The sequence below is a fragment of the Streptomyces sp. NPDC055140 genome, assembly GCF_053607285.1.
This window is the reverse complement of record NZ_JBSGTG010000002.1, coordinates 760,970-778,576: the sequence shown is the minus strand read 5'-3', so window position 1 is coordinate 778,576 and position 17,607 is coordinate 760,970. Positions and strand designations below refer to the sequence as shown.

Here is a 17,607-nt window from a genome sequence, read left to right as displayed (position 1 = left end):
CCGCGCCCAGTCTCGCACCCGTTTCACGTGCGCATACGCCCCGGTCGGCGCTGTAACGGACAACGTCGTGCACAGCGGCTTGACGAGGCACGGGTCCCTCAGCACGATGACGGAGGCCGCCGGGGCGGCCGGACCCCCACCCGCCGCCCGAAGGAGCCGAATCCGTGACCTTGACGACCGCGACGACGCGGCCGGTGAAGCGAGCGTCCGGGCCACCCGAGCGGGGGCGCCCGGCGGACCGCGGCGCCTGGTTCCTGGTCCTGCCCGCCCTCATCCCGATCCTCGTGCTCAGCATCGGGCCCCTCCTCTACGGCATCGCGCTGGCGTTCACCGACTCGCAGGCCGGCCGTACGGCGCCGACCCAGTGGGTGGGGGCGCTCAACTTCCAGGACCTGCTGCACGACACGCTGTTCTGGGACTCGTTCCGGATCGGCCTGCTGTGGGCGGTCGGGGTGACCGTCCCGCAGTTCCTGCTCGCGCTCGGCCTCGCGCTCCTGCTCAACCAGAACCTCCGCTTCCGCTGGCTGGCGCGGGCGCTCGCGATCATTCCCTGGGCGATGCCCGAGGTGGTCGTCGGCATCATGTGGCGCCTCGTCTACAACCCGGACGCGGGCATCCTCAACGAGACCATCCGCGACCTCGGCCTCGGTGACGGGCGCGACTGGCTCACCGGTCTGGCGACCGCGCTGCCCGCCGTGATCGTCGTCGGCATCTGGGCGGGCATGCCACAGACCACCGTCGCGCTGCTCGCCGGACTCCAGAACACCTCGCCCGAACTCCACGAGGCCGCCGCGCTCGACGGCGCCGGCGCCTGGGGACGCTTCCGCGCCGTGACGTGGCCCGCGCTCAGGCCGGTCGCCCTCGCCATCACCGCGCTCAACTTCATCTGGAACTTCAACTCGTTCGCCCTGGTCTACGTCCTGACCAACGGCGGCCCGGGCGGGCGCACCCGCCTTCCCATGCTCTTCGCCTACGAAGAGGCTTTCCGCTACGGCCAGTTCGGTTACGCGGCGGCGATGGGCTGCGTGATGGTAGCGGTCATCTCGGTCATCCTCGCCTTCTACCTCGTGGGCCGGCTCAAGGGAGGCGACGAGCAGTGAGCCGTACCCGTACCCGTACCGGCATCCGGCCGAGCAGGCCGGCGCGCGCGGGCCAGTACCTCGCGCTGCTCGCCTATCTGGTCTTCCTCGCGTTCCCGTTCCTGTGGCTGATCTCCACGGCGTTCAAGCCGCCCCGCGAACTCGCGAGCCTGCACCCCACGTGGATCCCCAAGGACCCCACGCTCGCCAACTTCCGCCAGGCCTTCGACGAGCAGCCCCTTCTGAGGGCCGCCGCCAACTCCGTGATCGTGGCGGTCTGCGCGGCCCTGATCGCCGTCGTCATCGCGACCCCGATGGCGTACGTGATGGCCCGCCACCGCTCCGCGCTGTCCCGCGCGGCGACGGGCTGGGTGGTGGTCAGCCAGGCGTTCCCGTTCGTCCTGCTGATCATCCCGCTCTTCCTGATCCTGAAGAACCTGCACCTGATCAACTCCCTGCCCGGCCTGATCATGGTCTACGTCGTGTGGTCGCTGCCCTTCGCACTGTGGATGCTGGTCGGCTACGTCCGGGCCGTGCCGCCCGAGCTGGAGGAGGCGGCCGCCGTCGACGGAGCCGGAAAGCTGCGCACACTCGTCTCCGTCACGGCGCCGCTGCTCGCGCCGGGTCTGGTGGCGACGTCCCTGTTCGCATTCATCACCGCGTGGAACGAGTTCTTCTTCGCGCTCGTCCTGATGAAGAGCCCGGAACGGCAGACGCTGCCGGTGATCCTGACGCACTTCCTCGGCGCGGAGGGCGTCGCCGACCTCGGGCCGCTGGCCGCCGCCGCGTTCCTCGCGACCCTGCCCTCACTGGTGATCTTCGCGCTCATCCAGCGCAGACTCACCGGCGGGATGCTGGCCGGGGCGGTGAAGTCATGAGGCGCGTACGCCGGCTGGCCGCCGTCACCGCGGCCGTCGCCCTGCTGCTCACCGGCTGTTCCTCCGGCGGAACGGACGACGACGGCAAGGTCACCCTCGAATACCAGTCCCTCGCCTGGCAGAAGGAGTCCGTCGACGCCAACAAGCAGCTCGTCAAGGAGTGGAACGCGGCGCACCCGGACATCCAGGTCAAGTACGTCCAGGGCAGCTGGGACAGCGTCCACGACCAGCTGCTCACCTCCTTCGAGGGAGGGGAGGCGCCCGACGTCATCCACGACGCCTCCGACGACCTCGCGGACTTCGCGTACGGCGGCTACCTCGCCGATCTGCGGGACCTGCTGCCCGCCCGCCTCAAGTCCGGCATCCCGCAGCACAGTTGGGAGACCACGACCTTCGGCGACGGCGTCTACGGCGTGCCGTTCCTCCAGGAGCCGCGCGTCCTCATCGCCAACGCGAAGATCCTCAAGGCGGCGGGTGTACGCATCCCGACGCCCGCGAAGCCCTGGTCCTGGGAGGAGTTCAGGGCCGTCACGAAGAAGCTGAGCGGCGACAGGAAGTTCGGTGTCGCGTGGCCGCTGAAGGAGCCCGTCTCGGCGACCCTCAACCTCTCCCTCTCGGCCGGCGGACGCATGTTCCACCGCGGCGCCGACGGCAAGGTGACGGTCCGCTTCGACGCCGCGGACCAGGTCGTGCCCCGCACGGTCCACGACCAGGTCAACACGGACGCGAGCGCCTCGGGCGCGACGCTCGGCATGGGCGGCTCCGACACGCTTCCCGGCTTCTTCGCCGGCAAGTACGCGATGGTTCCGCTCGGCTTCTCCTACCGCCAGCAGATCGTCCAGCAGGCGCCCAAGGGTTTCGACTGGCAGGTGCTCCCGGCGCCCGCGGGCCGTGACGGGCTGGCGCAGGGCGTCTCCCCGCAGACCCTGTCCGTCGCCGAGGACAGCCCGCACAAGAAGGAGGCTGCGCAGTTCATCGATTTCCTGCTGCAGCCGTCGAACATGGTGCGCCTCGCGCTCGGCGACTGGATGCTGCCCACCGGCACCGAGGCGCTGAAGGACCCGGCCCTGCACACGCAGAAGAACGACTGGGCGACCGGCACGGCCCTCGCCGGTGACCTCCGCTCGGCCCCCGCGCAGTCGGTGCGCGGCTACGCGGAATGGAAGGACAAGGTCGCGACGCCCGCCCTCCAGGAGTACTACAGCGGCTCGATCGGCCTCGGTGAACTGCGCAAACGCCTGGTGAAGGACGGAAATCTGGTGCTCGCGAGGTATCAGAGGTAGGGCGAGACACTACAACGGGGTCATATGTCGAGGACGAGGCGCGGGCCCAGGCAGCGTGAGACGCAGATCATCAGCGTCTCGCCCGCCGCCCGCTCCTGCGCGCTGAGCACCGAGTCCCGGTGGTCCGCCGTGCCCTCCACGATGTCGGTCTCGCAGGTCCCGCAGGTGCCTTCCGCGCAGGAGTACAGCACCTCGACCCCCGCCTCCTGCGCCGTGTGCAGGATGCTGCGGCCGGGCGGCACGGTCAGGGTGTGGCCGGAGCGCCGCAGCTCCACCACGAAGGCGTGGTCCCTGCCGTCGGCGCCGTCCGGTCCGTCCTGCGCCGGCCGGAAACGCTCGGTTTGAGCGGCGCCCCGGGCCTCGACGGCGTCGAGGAGCGGTCCCGGGCCGCAGCAGTAGACCAGGGTGTTCGTGTCCGGCGGGCCGAGATACCCGTCGAGGTCGAGGAGGCCCGTCTCGTCCTCCGGCGCGACGCGCACCTTCGCGCCGTAGGCGGAGAGTTGGCCGAGGAACGCCATCGAGCCGCGTGTCCGGCCGCCGTACAGCAGGCTCCACTCGGCGCCCGCCGCCTCGGCGGCGGCCACCATCGGAAGGATCGGGGTGATCCCGATGCCGCCCGCCACGAATCGGTAGCCCGGTGCCTCGTGGAGCGGGAAGTGGTTGCGTGGTCCCCGGACGCGTACGACCGCGCCCGGGGTCAGCCTCTCGTGCACGTACGCCGATCCGCCGCGTCCGCGCGGTTCGTGGAGGACGGCGACGGTCCAGGCGGTGCGGTCGGCGGGGTCGCCGCACAACGAGTACGGGCGGACCAGGTCGTGCGTGAGGACCAGGTCGACGTGGGCACCCGGCTCCCAGGAGGGCAGCGGTTCCGCCTGCGGGTGGCGGAGCGTCAAGGACACGACGCCGGTGGCCACTTCGGTCCGTGCGGCGACGACGAGGTCGGCTTCGTAGGGCGGGGTCACCGGTCGTCCTCCTGGTGATCGGGGTGGGACAGCATCCACTGCCACATCGCCACGGGGTCCTGTGTGTCGTGCTCGGCCCCGCAGTGGCAGATGCCGTGCAGTTCGTCGGTGCCGGGGACCCAGTCGACGCGGTACACCTCGGCGGTGGGCGGGCGGCTCATCGCGCGACGTTGTCGGGGGTCGCGGACCGGTCGCCCTCGGCGGCGAGGCGGGACAGGATCCGGCGAGCGGCGAGGCCGCCCGTGTCGATGTTGATACTGAGTTCCTGGTAGCCGGCGGGCTCGCTCTCCAGGGTCTTCTGGAGCAGGTTCAGCGCGTTCACGTCCTGCATGACCACCTCGTGGTTGAAGTCGCGCAGGAACGTGGACATCTCCTCGTCGCCGTGGCCGAAGTCGCGGGAGACGGCCCAGAAGTCGTAGACCTGGTCCGGCGTGGACGGTGTGATCGCGTAGGTGATCTCCACGTGGAAGGCGTCCGGGTCGGTGCCGTCCGGGTTCGGCAGGACCCCCTGCGGGGCGATGCGGCTGTGCAGCAGGTACAGGCAGGGGGCGTGGTACTCGATGTCCTGCCAGCGGGTGATACGGCCCTTGATGCCGGTGGAGTTGGCGTAGAACGGCGGGCACTCGGCGTCGTCCATGTGCCGGCTGACGCGGACGATGCCCGCGCCCTCGTCGACCTCGGTCGTCATGGGGGTGTCGGCGACCTCGGGCGTGCCGATGTAGCCGCCGTGCAGATACGTCTCGTGGGAGAGGTCCATCAGGTTGTCGACCAGGAGGCCGTAGTCGGCGTCGATGGGCTCCATCCCGCCGACCGTCGTCCAGTGCGCGGAGTCGGCCAGGTGCGGGGCCCGCGGGATCGTCGTCCGGTCCGCGAGCGCCGGGTCGCCGATCCACACCCACACGAAGGAGTCCAGCTCGGCCACGGGGTATGAACTCACCCTGGCGGTACGGGGGATGCGTTTCTGCCCGGGGACGTACACGCAGGTGCCGGTCGTGTCGTAGGTGAAGCCGTGGTAGCCGCAGACCACCTTGTCGCCGTCGAGCCGGCTGTGCGAGAGCGGGAAGCGACGGTGCACGCAGCGGTCCGCCAGGGCGACGACCTCGCCCGTGTCCTCGGTCCGGTAGAAGGCGATCGGTTCGCCGAGGACGGTGCGGGCGAGCAGTTCCCGCCCGACCTCCGTCCCGTACGCCGCTACATACCACTGGTTCCGCGCGAACTCGGACATGGCACTCCCGTCCCTGAAGGGCGAAGCGGCTCTGCTTCGCCGTGCCGTGGTGTGCCACCAGGGTCGTGACGGGGACGAGCCCCCGGCAACGGCTCTTCCGCCGGGCGGAAGCCGGAGAAGGCCGGAGGCCTTTAATCATTGACCTCGACAATTATTGCGCTCTACATTCCACGCATTCGCCGGCACTCCCCGGCGGCACCCTCCGCACTCCCTCGCAGCTCTCACAGCACTCCCGAAAGAACCCCCGCAGAACGGAGCGCCTCATCGTGCCCGCACCCATGCCCCGCACCCTCGCCGCGCTCGGCGCCGCGCTGCTCCTCACCCTCGCGGCCCCGGCCGCCGCCGAGGCCGACACCGCGGCGCCCGCCCGGCACCTGACCGGAACCCTGGCCGACGATGCGACCTGGATCGCGGACGTCCCCGCCCACTGGAACGGCACCCTCGTCCTCTTCTCGCACGGCTTCGGCCCGACCGTCGCCGAGGACGCGCCCAGCCCCGCGGTGCGCGACCAACTCCTCGCCGAGGGCTACGCGTTGGCGGGGTCCTCGTACGATCCGCACGGCTCGATATGGGCCCTGGAGAGCGCCGAGCGCGACCAGTTCGCCACGCTCGACGCGTTCGCCGCTGCGGTGGCCCGCCCGGCGCGCACCCTCTCCGTGGGCCAGTCGATGGGCGGCCTGGTCAACGCCCGCATCGCCCGTGACGGTGGTGGCCGCGTCGACGCCGCGCTCGGCCTGTGCGGCCTGGTCGCCGGCGGCACCGACCTCGACACGTACCAGCTCAACGCGGAGTACGCCCTCGCCCGGCTGCTGCTGCCCGGGCAGGACGTGCGGCTGACCGGGTTCGCCGACGCGGCCGAGGCGTCCGCAACCGCGGACCGGCTCACCGCGGCCGTCACGTCCGCGCAGGACACCGCGGAGGGCCGGGCCCGCATCGCGCTCGCCGCCGCCTATCTCAACCTGCCCGTCTGGTCGTCCGGCGCGAGGCCCCCGGCGCCGCACGACGCGCAGGCGCAGGAGAAGCAGCAGTACGGGTGGCTGGCCCAGGGCCTCCTGGCGTTCGTCGAGGGCGGCCGGTACGCGATGGAGCAGTCGGTGGGCGGCAACAACTCGGGCAACGCCGGCGCGGACTACGCCACCCTGCTGGCCCACTCCGAACACGCCCCACAGGTGCGGGAGTTGTACCGCGCGGCGGGACTCGACCTGCGCGCCGACCTCGACGTGCTCGCCGCGGGACCCCGCACCGTGGCCGACCCGGCCGCGGTGGCCGCCGCGCGGCGCACCTCGTCGGCGGGGCAGGGACTCGGCGTACCGCTGCTCGACGTGCACACCGTCGCGGACAACCTCGTCCCCGTGGAGCAGGAGGACGCGTTCGCGGACCGGGTGCGGGCGGCCGGGGACGGGCCCCTGCTGCGGCAGGCGTACGTCGCGCGCCCCGGACACTGCACCTTCACCGCCGGGGAGACCGTCGCCGCGGTGCATGCGATCGACCGCAGGGCCGCCCTCGAGCGCTGGGACGGCGCCGAGCGGCCCGAGGCCCTGCAGCGCGCCGCGCTCGGCCTGCGTCTGGGGGACGCCGCGTATGTCCCGTACCGGCCGGGCGAGTTGAACGGCGCCGCCCGCTCCCACTGAACCGTTCCCCCGTACCTTCGACCCCCAGGGATGTCCCATGCCTGTACGAAGAATCACCGGCCGCTTCACCGCCGGAACCCTGATCGCCGGATGTCTCGCGGTCTGCCTCGCCCAGATCGGCATCGCCCTTCCCGCCACCCTCAACGGCCTGTTCCAGGAACATCTGCACCCGGTCGGCTCCCAGCTGACCTGGATATCCGACGCGTTCCTGCTCCCCGTCACCGTCCTGGAACTGACCTTCGGCGTCCTTGGCGACCTCTTCGGGCGCAAGAGGCTGCTCGTCGGCGGCGCCGTGCTCCTCGGCGTCGGCGAGACGGTGGCCGCCGCCAGTGCGGGGGTGCACCAGCTGTGGGCCGGGCAGGCGCTCGCCGGGCTCGGCGCGGCGGCACTGTTCCCCACCTCCCTTGCGATGATCGCCGCGGGCAGCACCACCGCGGCGAGCCGGACCCGCGCCATCGCGCTGTGGGCGTCCAGCCTGTCCGCGGGCGGCTTCCTCGCCCCGCTGCTCGGGGGCATCACCGGGAACTACGGCTCCTGGCGGTGGGCCTTCGTCGTGGTGACGGCCGTCGCCGCCGTGAGCGCCCTCACCAGCCTGCTGCTCGCCCACGACTCCCGTGCGCCCGAGGGCCGTTCGCTGGACGTCGGCGGGCAGATCACCATCGGCGTCGGCGCGTTCGCCCTGCTCTACGGCGTCATCCAGGGGCCGATGGACGGCTGGGGCTCCGTGCCCGTGGTCACCGCCTTCCTGGTCGCCGCCGTCTTCCTCGGCCTGTTCGTCGTCGCCGAACTGCGGGCGCGCTCACCACTGTTGCGCCTCGACCTGTTCGCTGACCGGTCGTTCGCGGTGGCCTCCGCCGTCACCGTCGTGGGCATGTTCGCGTTCCTCGGCACCGCGTACGCGGCCAGCATCCGGCTCGGTCCCATCCAGCACCAGAGTCCGCTGCGCACCGCGTTCGCCTTCCTGCTGCTCAACGGCATCACCCCGTTCCTCACCCCGCTGACCACCCGGCTGCTCACCCGGGTGGCGCCGCGTCTGCTGCTGGCCGGCGGCCTGGCCCTGATGGCAGCGGGCGACTTCGCGGCCGCCTCGCTGCGGGTGACCGACCGGGCCCTGCCCTCGCTGATCCTGCCGCTCGGCCTGGTCGGGGTGGGCTTCGCCTTCACCGTCTCCTCCGTGACGGCGACCGCCGTCAACGCGGCACCCGCCCATCTCGCGGGCATGGCCAGCGCCTCGACGAACCTGCTGCGCGACTTCGGCTTCACCCTCGGTCCCGCGGTCATCGGCGCGGTGGCGCTCAGCCAGGCGTCGTCCCGGCTCGACGGTGCGATCGGTGCGTCGGACCTGGCGCCGGGCGCCAGAGCGGCGGCCGGGGAGGTACTCGCCGAGGGCGGCCCGCTCGCCCTGAACTCCGTGCCGGCCGGCTCACCTCCCGGGGCAGCCGGACCCTATGCCCTGGAGGCGCTGGGGCACGGCTACGCGATCGGGTTCGTCGTCTGCGGGGCGGCCGCGGCACTGTCGGCGCTCCTCGTACTCGTCGCCCTGAGCCCGGTCCGGGAGAAGAGCCTTCCGGCGAAGAGCCTTCCGGGGGAGGGGCGGGAGGAGGGTACGGGCACGGCTGCCGCGGCCCTGCCGGACACCGGCACGGTATCGCCCTGACGCGTCAGGGCCGCCAGCCCAGGGCGCGCGAGATGCCGCGCCCCGCGAGCCGTACGGCCGGGACCAGCGAGTGCGGCTGCGTCCCGGCCGAGGGCACCACGAGCGAGACGGCGGCCACGACGTCGCCGCGCGGCCCGCGCACGGGCGCCGCCACCGAGACCGCGTCGTCCGTGATCTGGCGGTCGGCCACCGCGCAGCCGGTGCGCCGCACCTCGGCCAGGGCGCGGCGCAGCCGGGCGGGGTCGGACAGGGTGTGCGGGGTGAAGGCGGCGAGCGGCCGCCCGCAGACCTGGTCCTGGAAGGTCCTGGCGCTGTGAGCGAGGAGGACGAGTCCGACGCCCGTCGCGTGCAGCGGCCAGCGTGCTCCGAGCCGGCTGCGGACGCCGACCGCGTGGCGGCCGGACAGCCGCTCGATGTAGACGACGTCGAGGCCGTCGCGCACGGCGAGGTGCACGTTCTCGTGGGTCGCCTCGTAGAGGTCCTCGAGGAAGGGCAGCGCGGCCTCCCGCAGGGCGGGGCCGCGCGGGGCCAACGCCGCGAGTTCCCAGATCCGCAGCCCGACGTGGTAGCTGCCCGCCGCGTCGCGTTCGAGGGCGCCCCACGCGGTGAGCTCGCCCACCAGGCGGTGGGCGGTGGCCAGCGGCAGTCCGGCCCGGCGGCCTATCTCGGTGAGGGACAGCGCGGGTCTGCGGTGGTCGAACGCGCCGAGCACCGCAAGCAGCCGCTCCGCCGCGGAACGGCTGCGCGCCGCGCGCGGGGGGTCCTCCGACGGCTCGGTCATGTCCGGCGCGTCAGTCCCGGTCCGCTTCCGCGACCCGCGCCAACAGGGCCTGCAACGTGGCCCGTTCCCCGGGGGCGAGGGGGGCGAGCAGTTCGTCGGTGACGCGCCGACTGCCCTTGTCGGTGTCGCGCAGGACGTCCTTGCCCCGGTCCGTGAGGGCGACGATGCGGCTGCGCCGGTCGCCCGGCGCGGGTCCCCGCTCCACCAGGCCGAGTTCCTGCAGGTCGTCCACGAGGCTCACGATGGCGCTCGGGTCGTAGCCGAGCCGGTCGCTCAGTTCGCGTTGCAGGGCGCCCTCCACGGTGGCGAGGTAGCGCAGCAGCGCGTAGTGCCGCAGCCGCAGGCCGAACTCTTCGAGCGTGGCGTTGAACAGCCGGCCCGAGTGCAGCCCGAGCCGGTAGAGGAGATAGCCGGTGTCGGCGTGCAGCGCGCGCATCCAGGGCGCCTCTTCGTCAGTGATGTCGGGCTCCGGGGTCGGTCCGTGCGGGCACGGGGGTGCGTGAGGTCGTGCGTGAGGCTCCAGCATGAAGGAATTCAAGGCTTACGGCAACTATTGACGACAACAATGATTGGTCATAACGTCTTTCTCGTCGGCCGGTACCCGTACCTGGAAGGACCCGCCCATTGCCTGACACACCCTCAATTTCCCTCTCCGGCAAGGTCGCCGTCGTCACCGGAAGCGGCCGCGGACTCGGCCTCGCCTACGCCACGGCCCTCGCCCGCTCCGGTGCGAGCGTCGTCGTCAACGACATCGACGCGGACGTCGCCGCGCAGGCCGTCAAGACGATCACCGAGGCCGGCGGCCGGGCCGTCGCCGAGGTCGTCCCCGTGGGCACCACCGAGGCCGCCGAGCGCCTCGTCGGCCGGGCCGTCTCGGAGTTCGGCCGGCTGGACGTCATGGTCACCAACGCCGGAATCCTGCGCGACAGGGTGCTGTGGAAGATGACCGACGACGACTTCGACGCCGTCGTCACCACCCACCTCAGGGGCACCTTCACCTGCGCCCGTGCCGCCGCCGTACGCATGCGCCAACAGGGCGAGGGTGGCAGCCTGGTGCTCGTCGCCTCGCCGGCCGGTCAGCGCGGCAACTTCGGGCAGACCAACTACGCGGCCGCCAAGGCCGGGATAGCGGCGATGGTGCGCACCTGGTCCATGGAGTTGGCCCGCGCAGGCGTCACCGTGAACGCCGTCGTGCCGGTCGCCGCGACCGCGATGACCGAGACCATCCCCGCCTTCGCCCCGTACGTCGACGCCCTGCGCGGCGGCGAACCGCTGCCCGGCTTCCTGCGCAGGGGCGAGGGCTTCGGCACACCGGACGACTGCGCCGCACTCGTGCCCTTCCTCGCCTCCGAAGCGGCCCGGGACGTCACGGGCCAGTGCGTCGGCATCGGCGGCGACAAGCTCGCCCTGTGGTCGCACCCGCAGGAGGTGTCCGTCGCCTACGCGGACGGCGGCTGGAGCCCACGGACCATCGCCGAGACCTGGCACACGTCGGTCGGACGCGAGCCGCAGACCGTCGGCATCCCCGCGCCGAAGATCCCGGGAGAGTGACGCCGCCATGACCACGATCGACGTGGACGAACTCGTCGCGATCGACGTCCACACGCACGCCGAGGTGTCGTCCAAGGGGCGGGCGTCGCTCGACGACGAACTGCACGCCGCGTCCAGCGCCTACTTCAAGGTCGAGGGGAACCGGAAGCCCACCCTCGAGGAGACCGCCGCGTACTACCGCGAGCGGCGGATGGCCGCCGTCGTCTTCACCGTCGACGCCGAGTCCGCCACCGGCACCGAGCCCGTCCCCAACGAAGAGGTCGCCGAGGCCGCGCACGCCAACCCCGACGTGCTGATCCCGTTCGCGAGCATCGACCCCTTCCGGGGCCGCGCCGGGATCCGGCAGGCCCGGCGCCTGGTCGAGGAGTACGGGGTACGCGGCTTCAAGTTCCACCCCAGCATCCAGGGCTTCTTCCCCAACGACCGTATGGCGTACGGCCTCTACGAGGTGATCGAGGAGACCGGCGCCGTCGCGCTCTTCCACACCGGCCAGACCGGCATCGGCGCGGGCGTGCCCGGCGGTGGCGGCATCCGCCTCAAGTACTCAAATCCGATGCACGTGGACGACGTCGCCGCCGACTTCCCTCATCTGAAGATCATCCTCGCGCACCCGTCGTTCCCCTGGCAGGACGAGGCCCTCGCCGTGGCCACGCACAAGCCCGGCGTGCACATCGACCTCTCGGGCTGGTCGCCGAAGTACTTCCCGCAGCAGCTCGTCCAGTACGCCAACACCCTGCTGAAGGACAAGGTGCTGTTCGGCTCGGACTACCCCGTCCTCACCCCCGACCGCTGGCTCGCCGACTTCGCGAATCTCCCGATCAAGGACGAGGTCAGGCCGAAGATCCTCAAGGAGAACGCCGCCCGGCTGCTCGGACTCGCCGACTCCGGCTCCTGAAAGGGCACTTGATGCGCAATGAGGGACTGGGGTCGTGGCCCGCACGCCGGGCCCGCAAGACCCCGCACCGCACCGCACTGATCCACGGCACCACCACCGTCAGCTACGCCGCACTGCACGAGCGCACCACGCGGCTCGCCCACGCCCTGCGGGCGCTCGGCGTCCGGCGCGGCGACCGGGTCGCCTGCCTCGGCCCCAACCACCCCTCGTTCCTGGAGACGCTGTTCGCCACCGGGCTCCTCGGCGCGGTCTTCGTACCGCTCAACACCCGGCTCGCCGAGCCCGAACTGGCCTTCCAGATAAGGGACTCCGGGGCCACGGTGCTGCTGCACGCCGCCGCGCGGGGCGGTGACCTGCCGGGCGTCCGCACCGCTGTCGAGGCGGACGGACCGGCCTACGAGGAACTGCTGGCCGCCGCCCCGGTCCTCCCGATCGACGAGCAGGTCGGCCCCGACGACGTGTGCATCATCATGTACACCTCCGGGACGACGGGCCGGCCCAAGGGCGCCATGCTCACGCACGGGAACCTCACCTGGAACGCCGTCAACGTCCTGGTCGACCAGGACCTGATCGCCGACGAGATCGCGCTCGTGGCGGCGCCGCTCTTCCATACCGCCGGCCTGAACATGCTCACCCTGCCCGTTCTTCTCAAGGGCGGCAGCTGTGTCCTGGTGGGCTCGTTCGACGCGGCGGCGACCCTGGAACTCGTCGAGCGCCACCGGGTCACCTTCATGTTCGGCGTCCCGACGATGTTCGACCAGCTCACACGGCAACCGAACTGGCCGGGCGCCGACCTGTCGTCGCTGCGGATGCTCAGCTGCGGCGGCTCGCCCGTCCCGACCCCGCTCATCGCGGCCTACCAGGAGCGCGGCCTCACCTTCCTGCAGGGCTACGGGATGACCGAGGCGGCGCCCGGCACCCTCTTCCTCGACGCCGAGCACGCCGTCAGCAAGGCGGGCACGGCGGGCGTGCCGCACTTCTTCAGCGACGTACGCGTGGCACGCCCCGATCTCGCGCCGGTGGAGCCGGGCGAGACGGGCGAGGTCCTGGTGCGCGGGCCGCATGTCATGCCCGGTTACTGGGGCCTGCCCGGCGAGAGCGCCGCCGCGTTCGCCGACGGCTGGTTCCGGACGGGGGACGCCGCCCGGATCGACGCGGACGGCTACGTCACCATTGTCGACCGCTTCAAAGACATGATCATTTCAGGCGGCGAGAACATCTACCCCGCGGAGGTCGAGGACGCCCTGCTCGCCCACGCGGACATCGCGGAGTGCGCGGTCATCGGCGTACCCGACGAGAAGTGGGGCCAGGTCGGCAGGGCGGTCCTCGTCGCCCGCGAAGGCCGCGCGCCCGACCCGGACGAGGTCCTCGCGTCGCTCTCCGGACGCCTGGCCCCGTACAAGATCCCGAAGTCGGCCGTCGTCGTGGGCGCCCTGCCCCGCACCGCCTCGGGAAAGCTCGTGAAGGCCGACGTCCGCCGCCTGCACGGCAGTTCATGACCCCTTCCCACTCGTATCGCACCCACATCGGCACCCCCATCAGAACGCACCGAAGGAGCCCCTCATGGGCATCACCGTCAACGGCCTCGCCGAACTGAAGAAGCTCACCGGAAGCGACCTGGGTTCCAGTGACTGGATCGACGTCACGCAAGAGCGGATCGACACCTTCGCCGACGCGACCGGCGACCACCAGTGGATCCATACCGACCCCGAGCGGGCCAAGGAAGGCCCCTTCGGCGCGCCCATCGCGCACGGATATCTGACGCTCTCCCTCTTCATCCCGATGTTCACCGAGCTCCTGGACGTGGAAGGCGTCACCACGAAGGTCAACTACGGCCTGAACAAGGTCCGTTTCCCCGCCCCCGTGCCAGCGGGCTCCCGCATCCGCCTGGCCGCTCGTCTCGCCAGAGTCGAGGACGTGCCGGGCGGCGTGCAGATCACGGTCGACGGCACCGTCGAGATCGAGGGAGCGGCCAAGCCGGCGTGCGTCCTGCAGAGCGTCTCGCGGTTCTACGCGTAGGTGTCGGCGAAAGGGCGACATTATTAAGTTGCACGAGACGGTTCGTCTCGCTTACGGTGTCGGCATGACCGTCCCCAGCAACGCCCATATCGCCATGTTCTCCATCGCCGCCCACGGGCACGTGAACCCGAGCATCGAGGTGATCAGGGAGCTCGTCGCGCGCGGGCACCGCGTGACGTACGCGATCCCGCCGCAGTTCGCCGAGAAGGTCGCCGAGGCCGGGGCCGAGCCCAGGATCTGGCACTCGACGCTGCCCACCGACGACGACCCGGACGCGTGGGGCACGGAGCTGATCGACAACCTCGAACCCTTCCTCACCGACGCGATCCAGGCGCTGCCCCAGCTCATCGACCTCTATGAGGGTGACGAGCCGGACCTCGTCCTCTACGACATCACCGCGTACCCCGCCCGCGTCCTGGCCCACCGCTGGAACGTCCCGATCGTGCAGTTCTCACCGAACCTCGTGGCCTGGGAGGGCTACGAGGAAGAGGTCGGCAAGCCGATGTTCGAGCCGCTGAAGCAGACGCCGCGCGGCAAGGCGTTCTACGAGAACTTCGAGCACTGGATCCGGTCGAACGGAATCGACCTCTCGGTCGAGGACTTCATGGGCCGCCCCGACCGCTGTCTCGTCCTCATCCCCAAGGCGCTCCAGCCGAACGCCGACCGGGTCGACGAGAGCCGCTACACCTTCGTCGGCGCCTGCCAGGGCGAGCGGGCGGCGCAGGGCGAGTGGCAGCGCCCGGCCGGCGCGGAGAAGGTCCTCCTCGTCTCGCTCGGTTCGTCCTTCACCAAGCAGCCCGCCTTCTACCGCGCCTGCGTCGAGGCCTTCGGCGACCTGCCCGGCTGGCATGTGGTGCTCCAGATCGGCAAGTTCGTCGACGAGGAGGAGCTCGGCGAGATTCCCGCGAACGTCGAGGTGCACCACTGGGTGCCGCAGCTGGCGATCCTCAGGCAGGCCGACGCCTTCATCACGCACGCGGGCGCGGGCGGCAGCCAGGAGGGCCTCGCCACCGGGACGCCGATGGTCGCGGTCCCGCAGGCCGTCGACCAGTTCGGCAACGCCGACATGCTCCAGGCGCTCGGCGTCGCACGCCACGTACCGATGGAGGAGGCCACGCCCGACAAGCTCAGGGAGACGGTGCTCGCCATGGCGGCCGATCCCGAGGTGGCGCGCCGCCTCGAGGAGATCCGGGCGGACATGGCGGGCGAGGGCGGCACGTCCCGGGCGGCCGACCTGGTGGAGGCGGCGGGGAGGGGCGGCGGTTCCGCCCCCTGATCACTCAGGAGTACCCCATATGCCATATTTCGCGTAACTTCGGATGCTATCGGTCGTTTTCGGGCAATACGCCGCAGACGACCCATGGATTCGTATTGCCACGATTCAGTGTGATTGTCCCCGTTTACATGGTGCAGGCATATCTACATGAATGCCTGGAATCCGTCCTGGAGCAGCCCTTCACGGATCTTGAGTTGATCGTGATCGACGACTGCTCACCGGACGGCAGTGGAACGATCATCGACGAGTTCGCGGCCCGGGATCCGCGTGTGCGTGCCATCCATCTGACGGAGAACACGGGTCTCGGCCGAGCCCGCAACGCCGGGCTCGAACGCGCCACCGGCGAGTATGTGATCTTCCTGGACAGCGACGACTCCCTCACCCCTGACGCGCTGCACGCGATCTCGGACCGGCTCAAGGACACGGACACCCCCGACGTCCTGGTCTACGACTACGTGCGGTCGTACTGCACCGGGAGGACGGCCCCCGACGTCGTCACGGCCCAGCTCGCCGAGGAGGGCCCGGCGTCTTTCACCCTGGACGACAGGCCAGGCCTGCTGAGAGTCCTGCACGTCGTCTGGAACAAGGCTTACCGCCGTGAGTTCCTGGAGCGAGCGGGCTTCACCTTCGCTCCCGGCTACTACGAGGACGTCTCCTGGACCTATCCGGTGCTGGTGACCGCGAACTCGATCGCGGTGCTCGACCGGGTCTGCGTGCGGTACCGGCAGCGCAGACAGGGAGCGATCACCTGCTCCCCCGGGCGCAGGCATTTCGAGATCTTCGACCAGTACGACCGGGTCTTCGCCTACCTGGACGCGCACCCCGAACTGGCGCGCTGGCGCCCCTTCGTCTTCCGCCGGATGCTCGACCACTTCAGCACGGTGTTCACGGCGCGCGACCGGCTGCTGCGTGGCAGCCGCGCCGCGTTTCTGCGCCAGGCCCGCACCTACAGCCGCCGCTACCGCTGCCCGGGCGCGACTCCCCGCGCGCGCACCAGAATCCGGCACGCCCTGGTACGCCTGGGCGCGCACCGCAGCTACCTCGCCCTGTACTGCGCACGAGCCTTCCAGCGACACGTCCACCGCGCTGCCGTCGCCGCATACGGTGCCGTCAGGGCGGCCGCACTTCAGATCCACTACCGCATCCAACGGCTCCTTCCGCTGCGCGAGAACGACGCCGTCTTCTCCGCCTACTGGGGCCGCGGCTACGGCTGCAACCCGGCGGCGATCGAGGCGAAGGTCCGCGAAGTGGCGCCCCGCATCCGCACCGCCTGGATCGCGGGCCCCGCGCACGACCACACGATCCCGGCGGCCACCCGTCGCCTCACCCCCGGCTCGGCCGCGTACTGGACGGCGCTGGCCCGCTCCAAATACCTGGTCAACAACGTCAACTTCGACCGAAGACTTGTCAAAGCCCGGGGCCAGGTGTTCCTGCAGACCCAGCACGGCACCCCGCTCAAGCACATGGGCCTCGACCTGCTCGACCGGCCCGCCGCGGTCGGCGACACCGACGTCGGACGCATGGTCGCCAACTGCGACAAGTGGGATTACGTCCTGTCCGCGAACCGCCATTCCACGCTCGTCTGGGAACGGGTCTACCCCGCCGCCTACACCACGCTCGAGTACGGATATCCGCGTAACGACATCTACCAGCACGCCACCGGCAAGGACGTGGCCCGGCTGCGCGAGACTCTGGGCATCCCCCGGGATTCGGTCGCGATCCTGTACGCCCCCACACACCGGGACTACCGCCGCACCCAGCGCCACGCGATCGATCTGGAGCGCATGCTGCGCTCACTCGGCCCCAGCTTCACGCTGCTCACCCGCGCCCACCACCTCTCCGGCATTCCGCTCGTGGGCAAGGACTCGTCCCGGCTGGTCGACGTCTCGGGCCACCCCTGCGTCGAATCCCTCTGCCTGGCGAGCGACGCGCTGGTCACGGACTACTCGTCGATCATGTTCGACTACGCCAATCTGGACCGCCCGATCGTCGTGTACGCCGACGACCGGGAGGCCTACGAGGCGGCCCGCGGCACCTACTTCGACCTCTGGGCCTTCCCGCCCGGCGCGGTCGCCAACGGCGAGGACGAGCTGATCGACATCTTCGCGACCGGCGAGTGGCGCAGCCCGCGCTCCGCCCAGCGGCGGGCCGCATTCCGCAGTCGCTTCTGCCCGTACGACGACGGGGGCGCCGCCGAGCGGGTCGTGCGGCATGTCCTCCTCGGGGAGACGGCGGGCCTGCCGTCCGTCGTGCCGTTGGACGAGCGGCAACCGGCGGAGGCCCCGGCGGCATCCGGTCAGCGGAAGGAGCCGGAGGCAACCGTGACCCTGCCCACCAGCGCTGCTTGAACGCCCACCGAAGGAGAGTGTG

At 71.1% G+C, this 17,607-nt stretch carries 16 protein-coding genes; 11 read left to right on the top strand and 5 right to left on the bottom strand.

The window, feature by feature from the left end; all coding sequences use genetic code 11:
• The first annotated feature begins 164 nt into the window (after window positions 1–164).
• The 3 genes from ACWFR4_RS07290 to ACWFR4_RS07280 are packed head-to-tail and all read left to right on the top strand — an operon-like array spanning window position 165 to window position 3,240.
• A complete protein-coding gene (locus tag ACWFR4_RS07290; protein ID WP_453455576.1) occupies window positions 165–1,100 on the top strand; it encodes a carbohydrate ABC transporter permease in 936 nt (311 codons plus the stop codon).
• A 23-nt stretch (window positions 1,101–1,123) separates the two neighbouring features.
• On the top strand, window positions 1,124–1,957 hold the full coding sequence (locus ACWFR4_RS07285) for a carbohydrate ABC transporter permease (protein ID WP_453455607.1): 834 nt from the start codon (window positions 1,124–1,126) through the stop codon (window positions 1,955–1,957).
• Complete coding sequence (locus tag ACWFR4_RS07280; protein ID WP_453651315.1) at window positions 1,954–3,240, top strand: ABC transporter substrate-binding protein; 1,287 nt, start codon at window positions 1,954–1,956, stop codon at window positions 3,238–3,240. Before ACWFR4_RS07285 ends, ACWFR4_RS07280 begins: the two co-directional genes overlap by 4 nt.
• Before the next feature lie 20 nt (window positions 3,241–3,260).
• Here ACWFR4_RS07280 and ACWFR4_RS07275 read toward each other — a convergent pair whose 3' ends face one another.
• Genes ACWFR4_RS07275 through ACWFR4_RS07265 form a run of 3 tightly spaced genes read right to left on the bottom strand, consistent with a single transcriptional unit; the run spans window position 3,261 to window position 5,427 of the window.
• Window positions 3,261–4,202 (bottom strand): PDR/VanB family oxidoreductase, encoded by a 942-nt coding sequence (locus ACWFR4_RS07275; protein ID WP_453455570.1) that lies wholly within the window; start codon window positions 4,200–4,202, stop codon window positions 3,261–3,263.
• Window positions 4,199–4,363, bottom strand: a complete 165-nt coding sequence (locus ACWFR4_RS07270; protein WP_165914601.1) for a hypothetical protein — start codon at window positions 4,361–4,363, stop codon at window positions 4,199–4,201. The genes ACWFR4_RS07275 and ACWFR4_RS07270 overlap by 4 nt, the downstream gene beginning before the upstream one ends.
• A complete protein-coding gene (locus ACWFR4_RS07265; RefSeq protein WP_453455567.1) occupies window positions 4,360–5,427 on the bottom strand; it encodes a Rieske 2Fe-2S domain-containing protein in 1,068 nt (355 codons plus the stop codon). The genes ACWFR4_RS07270 and ACWFR4_RS07265 overlap by 4 nt, the downstream gene beginning before the upstream one ends.
• Before the next feature lie 278 nt (window positions 5,428–5,705).
• Between ACWFR4_RS07265 and ACWFR4_RS07260 the strand changes: the two genes are divergently transcribed.
• Entirely contained in the window at window positions 5,706–7,058 is a 1,353-nt protein-coding gene (locus tag ACWFR4_RS07260; RefSeq protein WP_453651429.1) for an alpha/beta hydrolase, read from the top strand.
• Window positions 7,059–7,095: 37 nt separating this feature from the next.
• Window positions 7,096–8,715 carry an MFS transporter gene (locus ACWFR4_RS07255; protein ID WP_453455564.1) on the top strand — a complete coding sequence of 540 codons (1,620 nt, stop codon included), beginning with the start codon at window positions 7,096–7,098 and terminating at the stop codon, window positions 8,713–8,715.
• 4 nt (window positions 8,716–8,719) lie between these two features.
• Here the strand turns inward: ACWFR4_RS07255 and ACWFR4_RS07250 are convergent, their stop codons facing one another.
• Together ACWFR4_RS07250 and ACWFR4_RS07245 are read right to left on the bottom strand one after the other, a co-directional pair.
• The gene (locus tag ACWFR4_RS07250; RefSeq protein ID WP_453455561.1) at window positions 8,720–9,496 is read right to left on the bottom strand and encodes an IclR family transcriptional regulator; all 777 of its coding nucleotides are present in this window, start codon (window positions 9,494–9,496) and stop codon (window positions 8,720–8,722) included.
• Between the two features lie 10 nt (window positions 9,497–9,506).
• Window positions 9,507–10,022: a MarR family winged helix-turn-helix transcriptional regulator gene (locus ACWFR4_RS07245; RefSeq protein WP_453651313.1), complete on the bottom strand. Its 516-nt coding sequence runs from the start codon at window positions 10,020–10,022 to the stop codon at window positions 9,507–9,509.
• Between the two features lie 98 nt (window positions 10,023–10,120).
• On the opposite strand from ACWFR4_RS07245, the gene ACWFR4_RS07240 reads away from it, so the two are divergent.
• The 6 genes from ACWFR4_RS07240 to ACWFR4_RS07215 all read left to right on the top strand — a co-directional run bounded on the left by ACWFR4_RS07240 (window position 10,121) and on the right by ACWFR4_RS07215 (window position 17,585).
• Complete coding sequence (locus ACWFR4_RS07240) at window positions 10,121–11,047, top strand: SDR family NAD(P)-dependent oxidoreductase (RefSeq protein WP_453455558.1); 927 nt, start codon at window positions 10,121–10,123, stop codon at window positions 11,045–11,047.
• Window positions 11,048–11,063: 16 nt separating this feature from the next.
• Window positions 11,064–11,942 (top strand): amidohydrolase family protein, encoded by an 879-nt coding sequence (locus ACWFR4_RS07235; protein ID WP_453455602.1) that lies wholly within the window; start codon window positions 11,064–11,066, stop codon window positions 11,940–11,942.
• A gap of 11 nt (window positions 11,943–11,953) precedes the next feature.
• Window positions 11,954–13,441 (top strand): acyl-CoA synthetase, encoded by a 1,488-nt coding sequence (locus tag ACWFR4_RS07230; RefSeq protein WP_453651311.1) that lies wholly within the window; start codon window positions 11,954–11,956, stop codon window positions 13,439–13,441.
• Between the two features lie 64 nt (window positions 13,442–13,505).
• Complete coding sequence (locus ACWFR4_RS07225; RefSeq protein ID WP_453651309.1) at window positions 13,506–13,961, top strand: MaoC family dehydratase; 456 nt, start codon at window positions 13,506–13,508, stop codon at window positions 13,959–13,961.
• Between the two features lie 64 nt (window positions 13,962–14,025).
• Window positions 14,026–15,237, top strand: a complete 1,212-nt coding sequence (mgt, locus tag ACWFR4_RS07220) for a macrolide-inactivating glycosyltransferase (protein WP_453651307.1) — start codon at window positions 14,026–14,028, stop codon at window positions 15,235–15,237.
• Window positions 15,238–15,332: 95 nt separating this feature from the next.
• On the top strand, window positions 15,333–17,585 hold the full coding sequence (locus ACWFR4_RS07215) for a bifunctional glycosyltransferase/CDP-glycerol:glycerophosphate glycerophosphotransferase (RefSeq protein ID WP_453651305.1): 2,253 nt from the start codon (window positions 15,333–15,335) through the stop codon (window positions 17,583–17,585).
• Window positions 17,586–17,607: the final 22 nt, after the last annotated feature.

Excerpts from the sequence above, each read along its gene's own strand:
- ACWFR4_RS07280 (WP_453651315.1), top strand. The coding sequence starts at position 1,954 with ATGAGGCGCGTACGCCGGCTGGCCGCCGTCACCGCGGCCGTCGCCCTG.
- ACWFR4_RS07270 (WP_165914601.1), bottom strand. The coding sequence starts at position 4,363 with ATGAGCCGCCCGCCCACCGCCGAGGTGTACCGCGTCGACTGGGTCCCC.
- ACWFR4_RS07265 (WP_453455567.1), bottom strand. The coding sequence starts at position 5,427 with ATGTCCGAGTTCGCGCGGAACCAGTGGTATGTAGCGGCGTACGGGACG.
- ACWFR4_RS07260 (WP_453651429.1), top strand. The coding sequence starts at position 5,706 with ATGCCCCGCACCCTCGCCGCGCTCGGCGCCGCGCTGCTCCTCACCCTC.
- ACWFR4_RS07255 (WP_453455564.1), top strand. The coding sequence starts at position 7,096 with ATGCCTGTACGAAGAATCACCGGCCGCTTCACCGCCGGAACCCTGATC.
- ACWFR4_RS07250 (WP_453455561.1), bottom strand. The coding sequence starts at position 9,496 with ATGACCGAGCCGTCGGAGGACCCCCCGCGCGCGGCGCGCAGCCGTTCC.
- ACWFR4_RS07245 (WP_453651313.1), bottom strand. The coding sequence starts at position 10,022 with ATGCTGGAGCCTCACGCACGACCTCACGCACCCCCGTGCCCGCACGGA.
- ACWFR4_RS07230 (WP_453651311.1), top strand. The coding sequence starts at position 11,954 with ATGCGCAATGAGGGACTGGGGTCGTGGCCCGCACGCCGGGCCCGCAAG.
- ACWFR4_RS07225 (WP_453651309.1), top strand. The coding sequence starts at position 13,506 with ATGGGCATCACCGTCAACGGCCTCGCCGAACTGAAGAAGCTCACCGGA.
- mgt (WP_453651307.1), top strand. The coding sequence starts at position 14,026 with ATGACCGTCCCCAGCAACGCCCATATCGCCATGTTCTCCATCGCCGCC.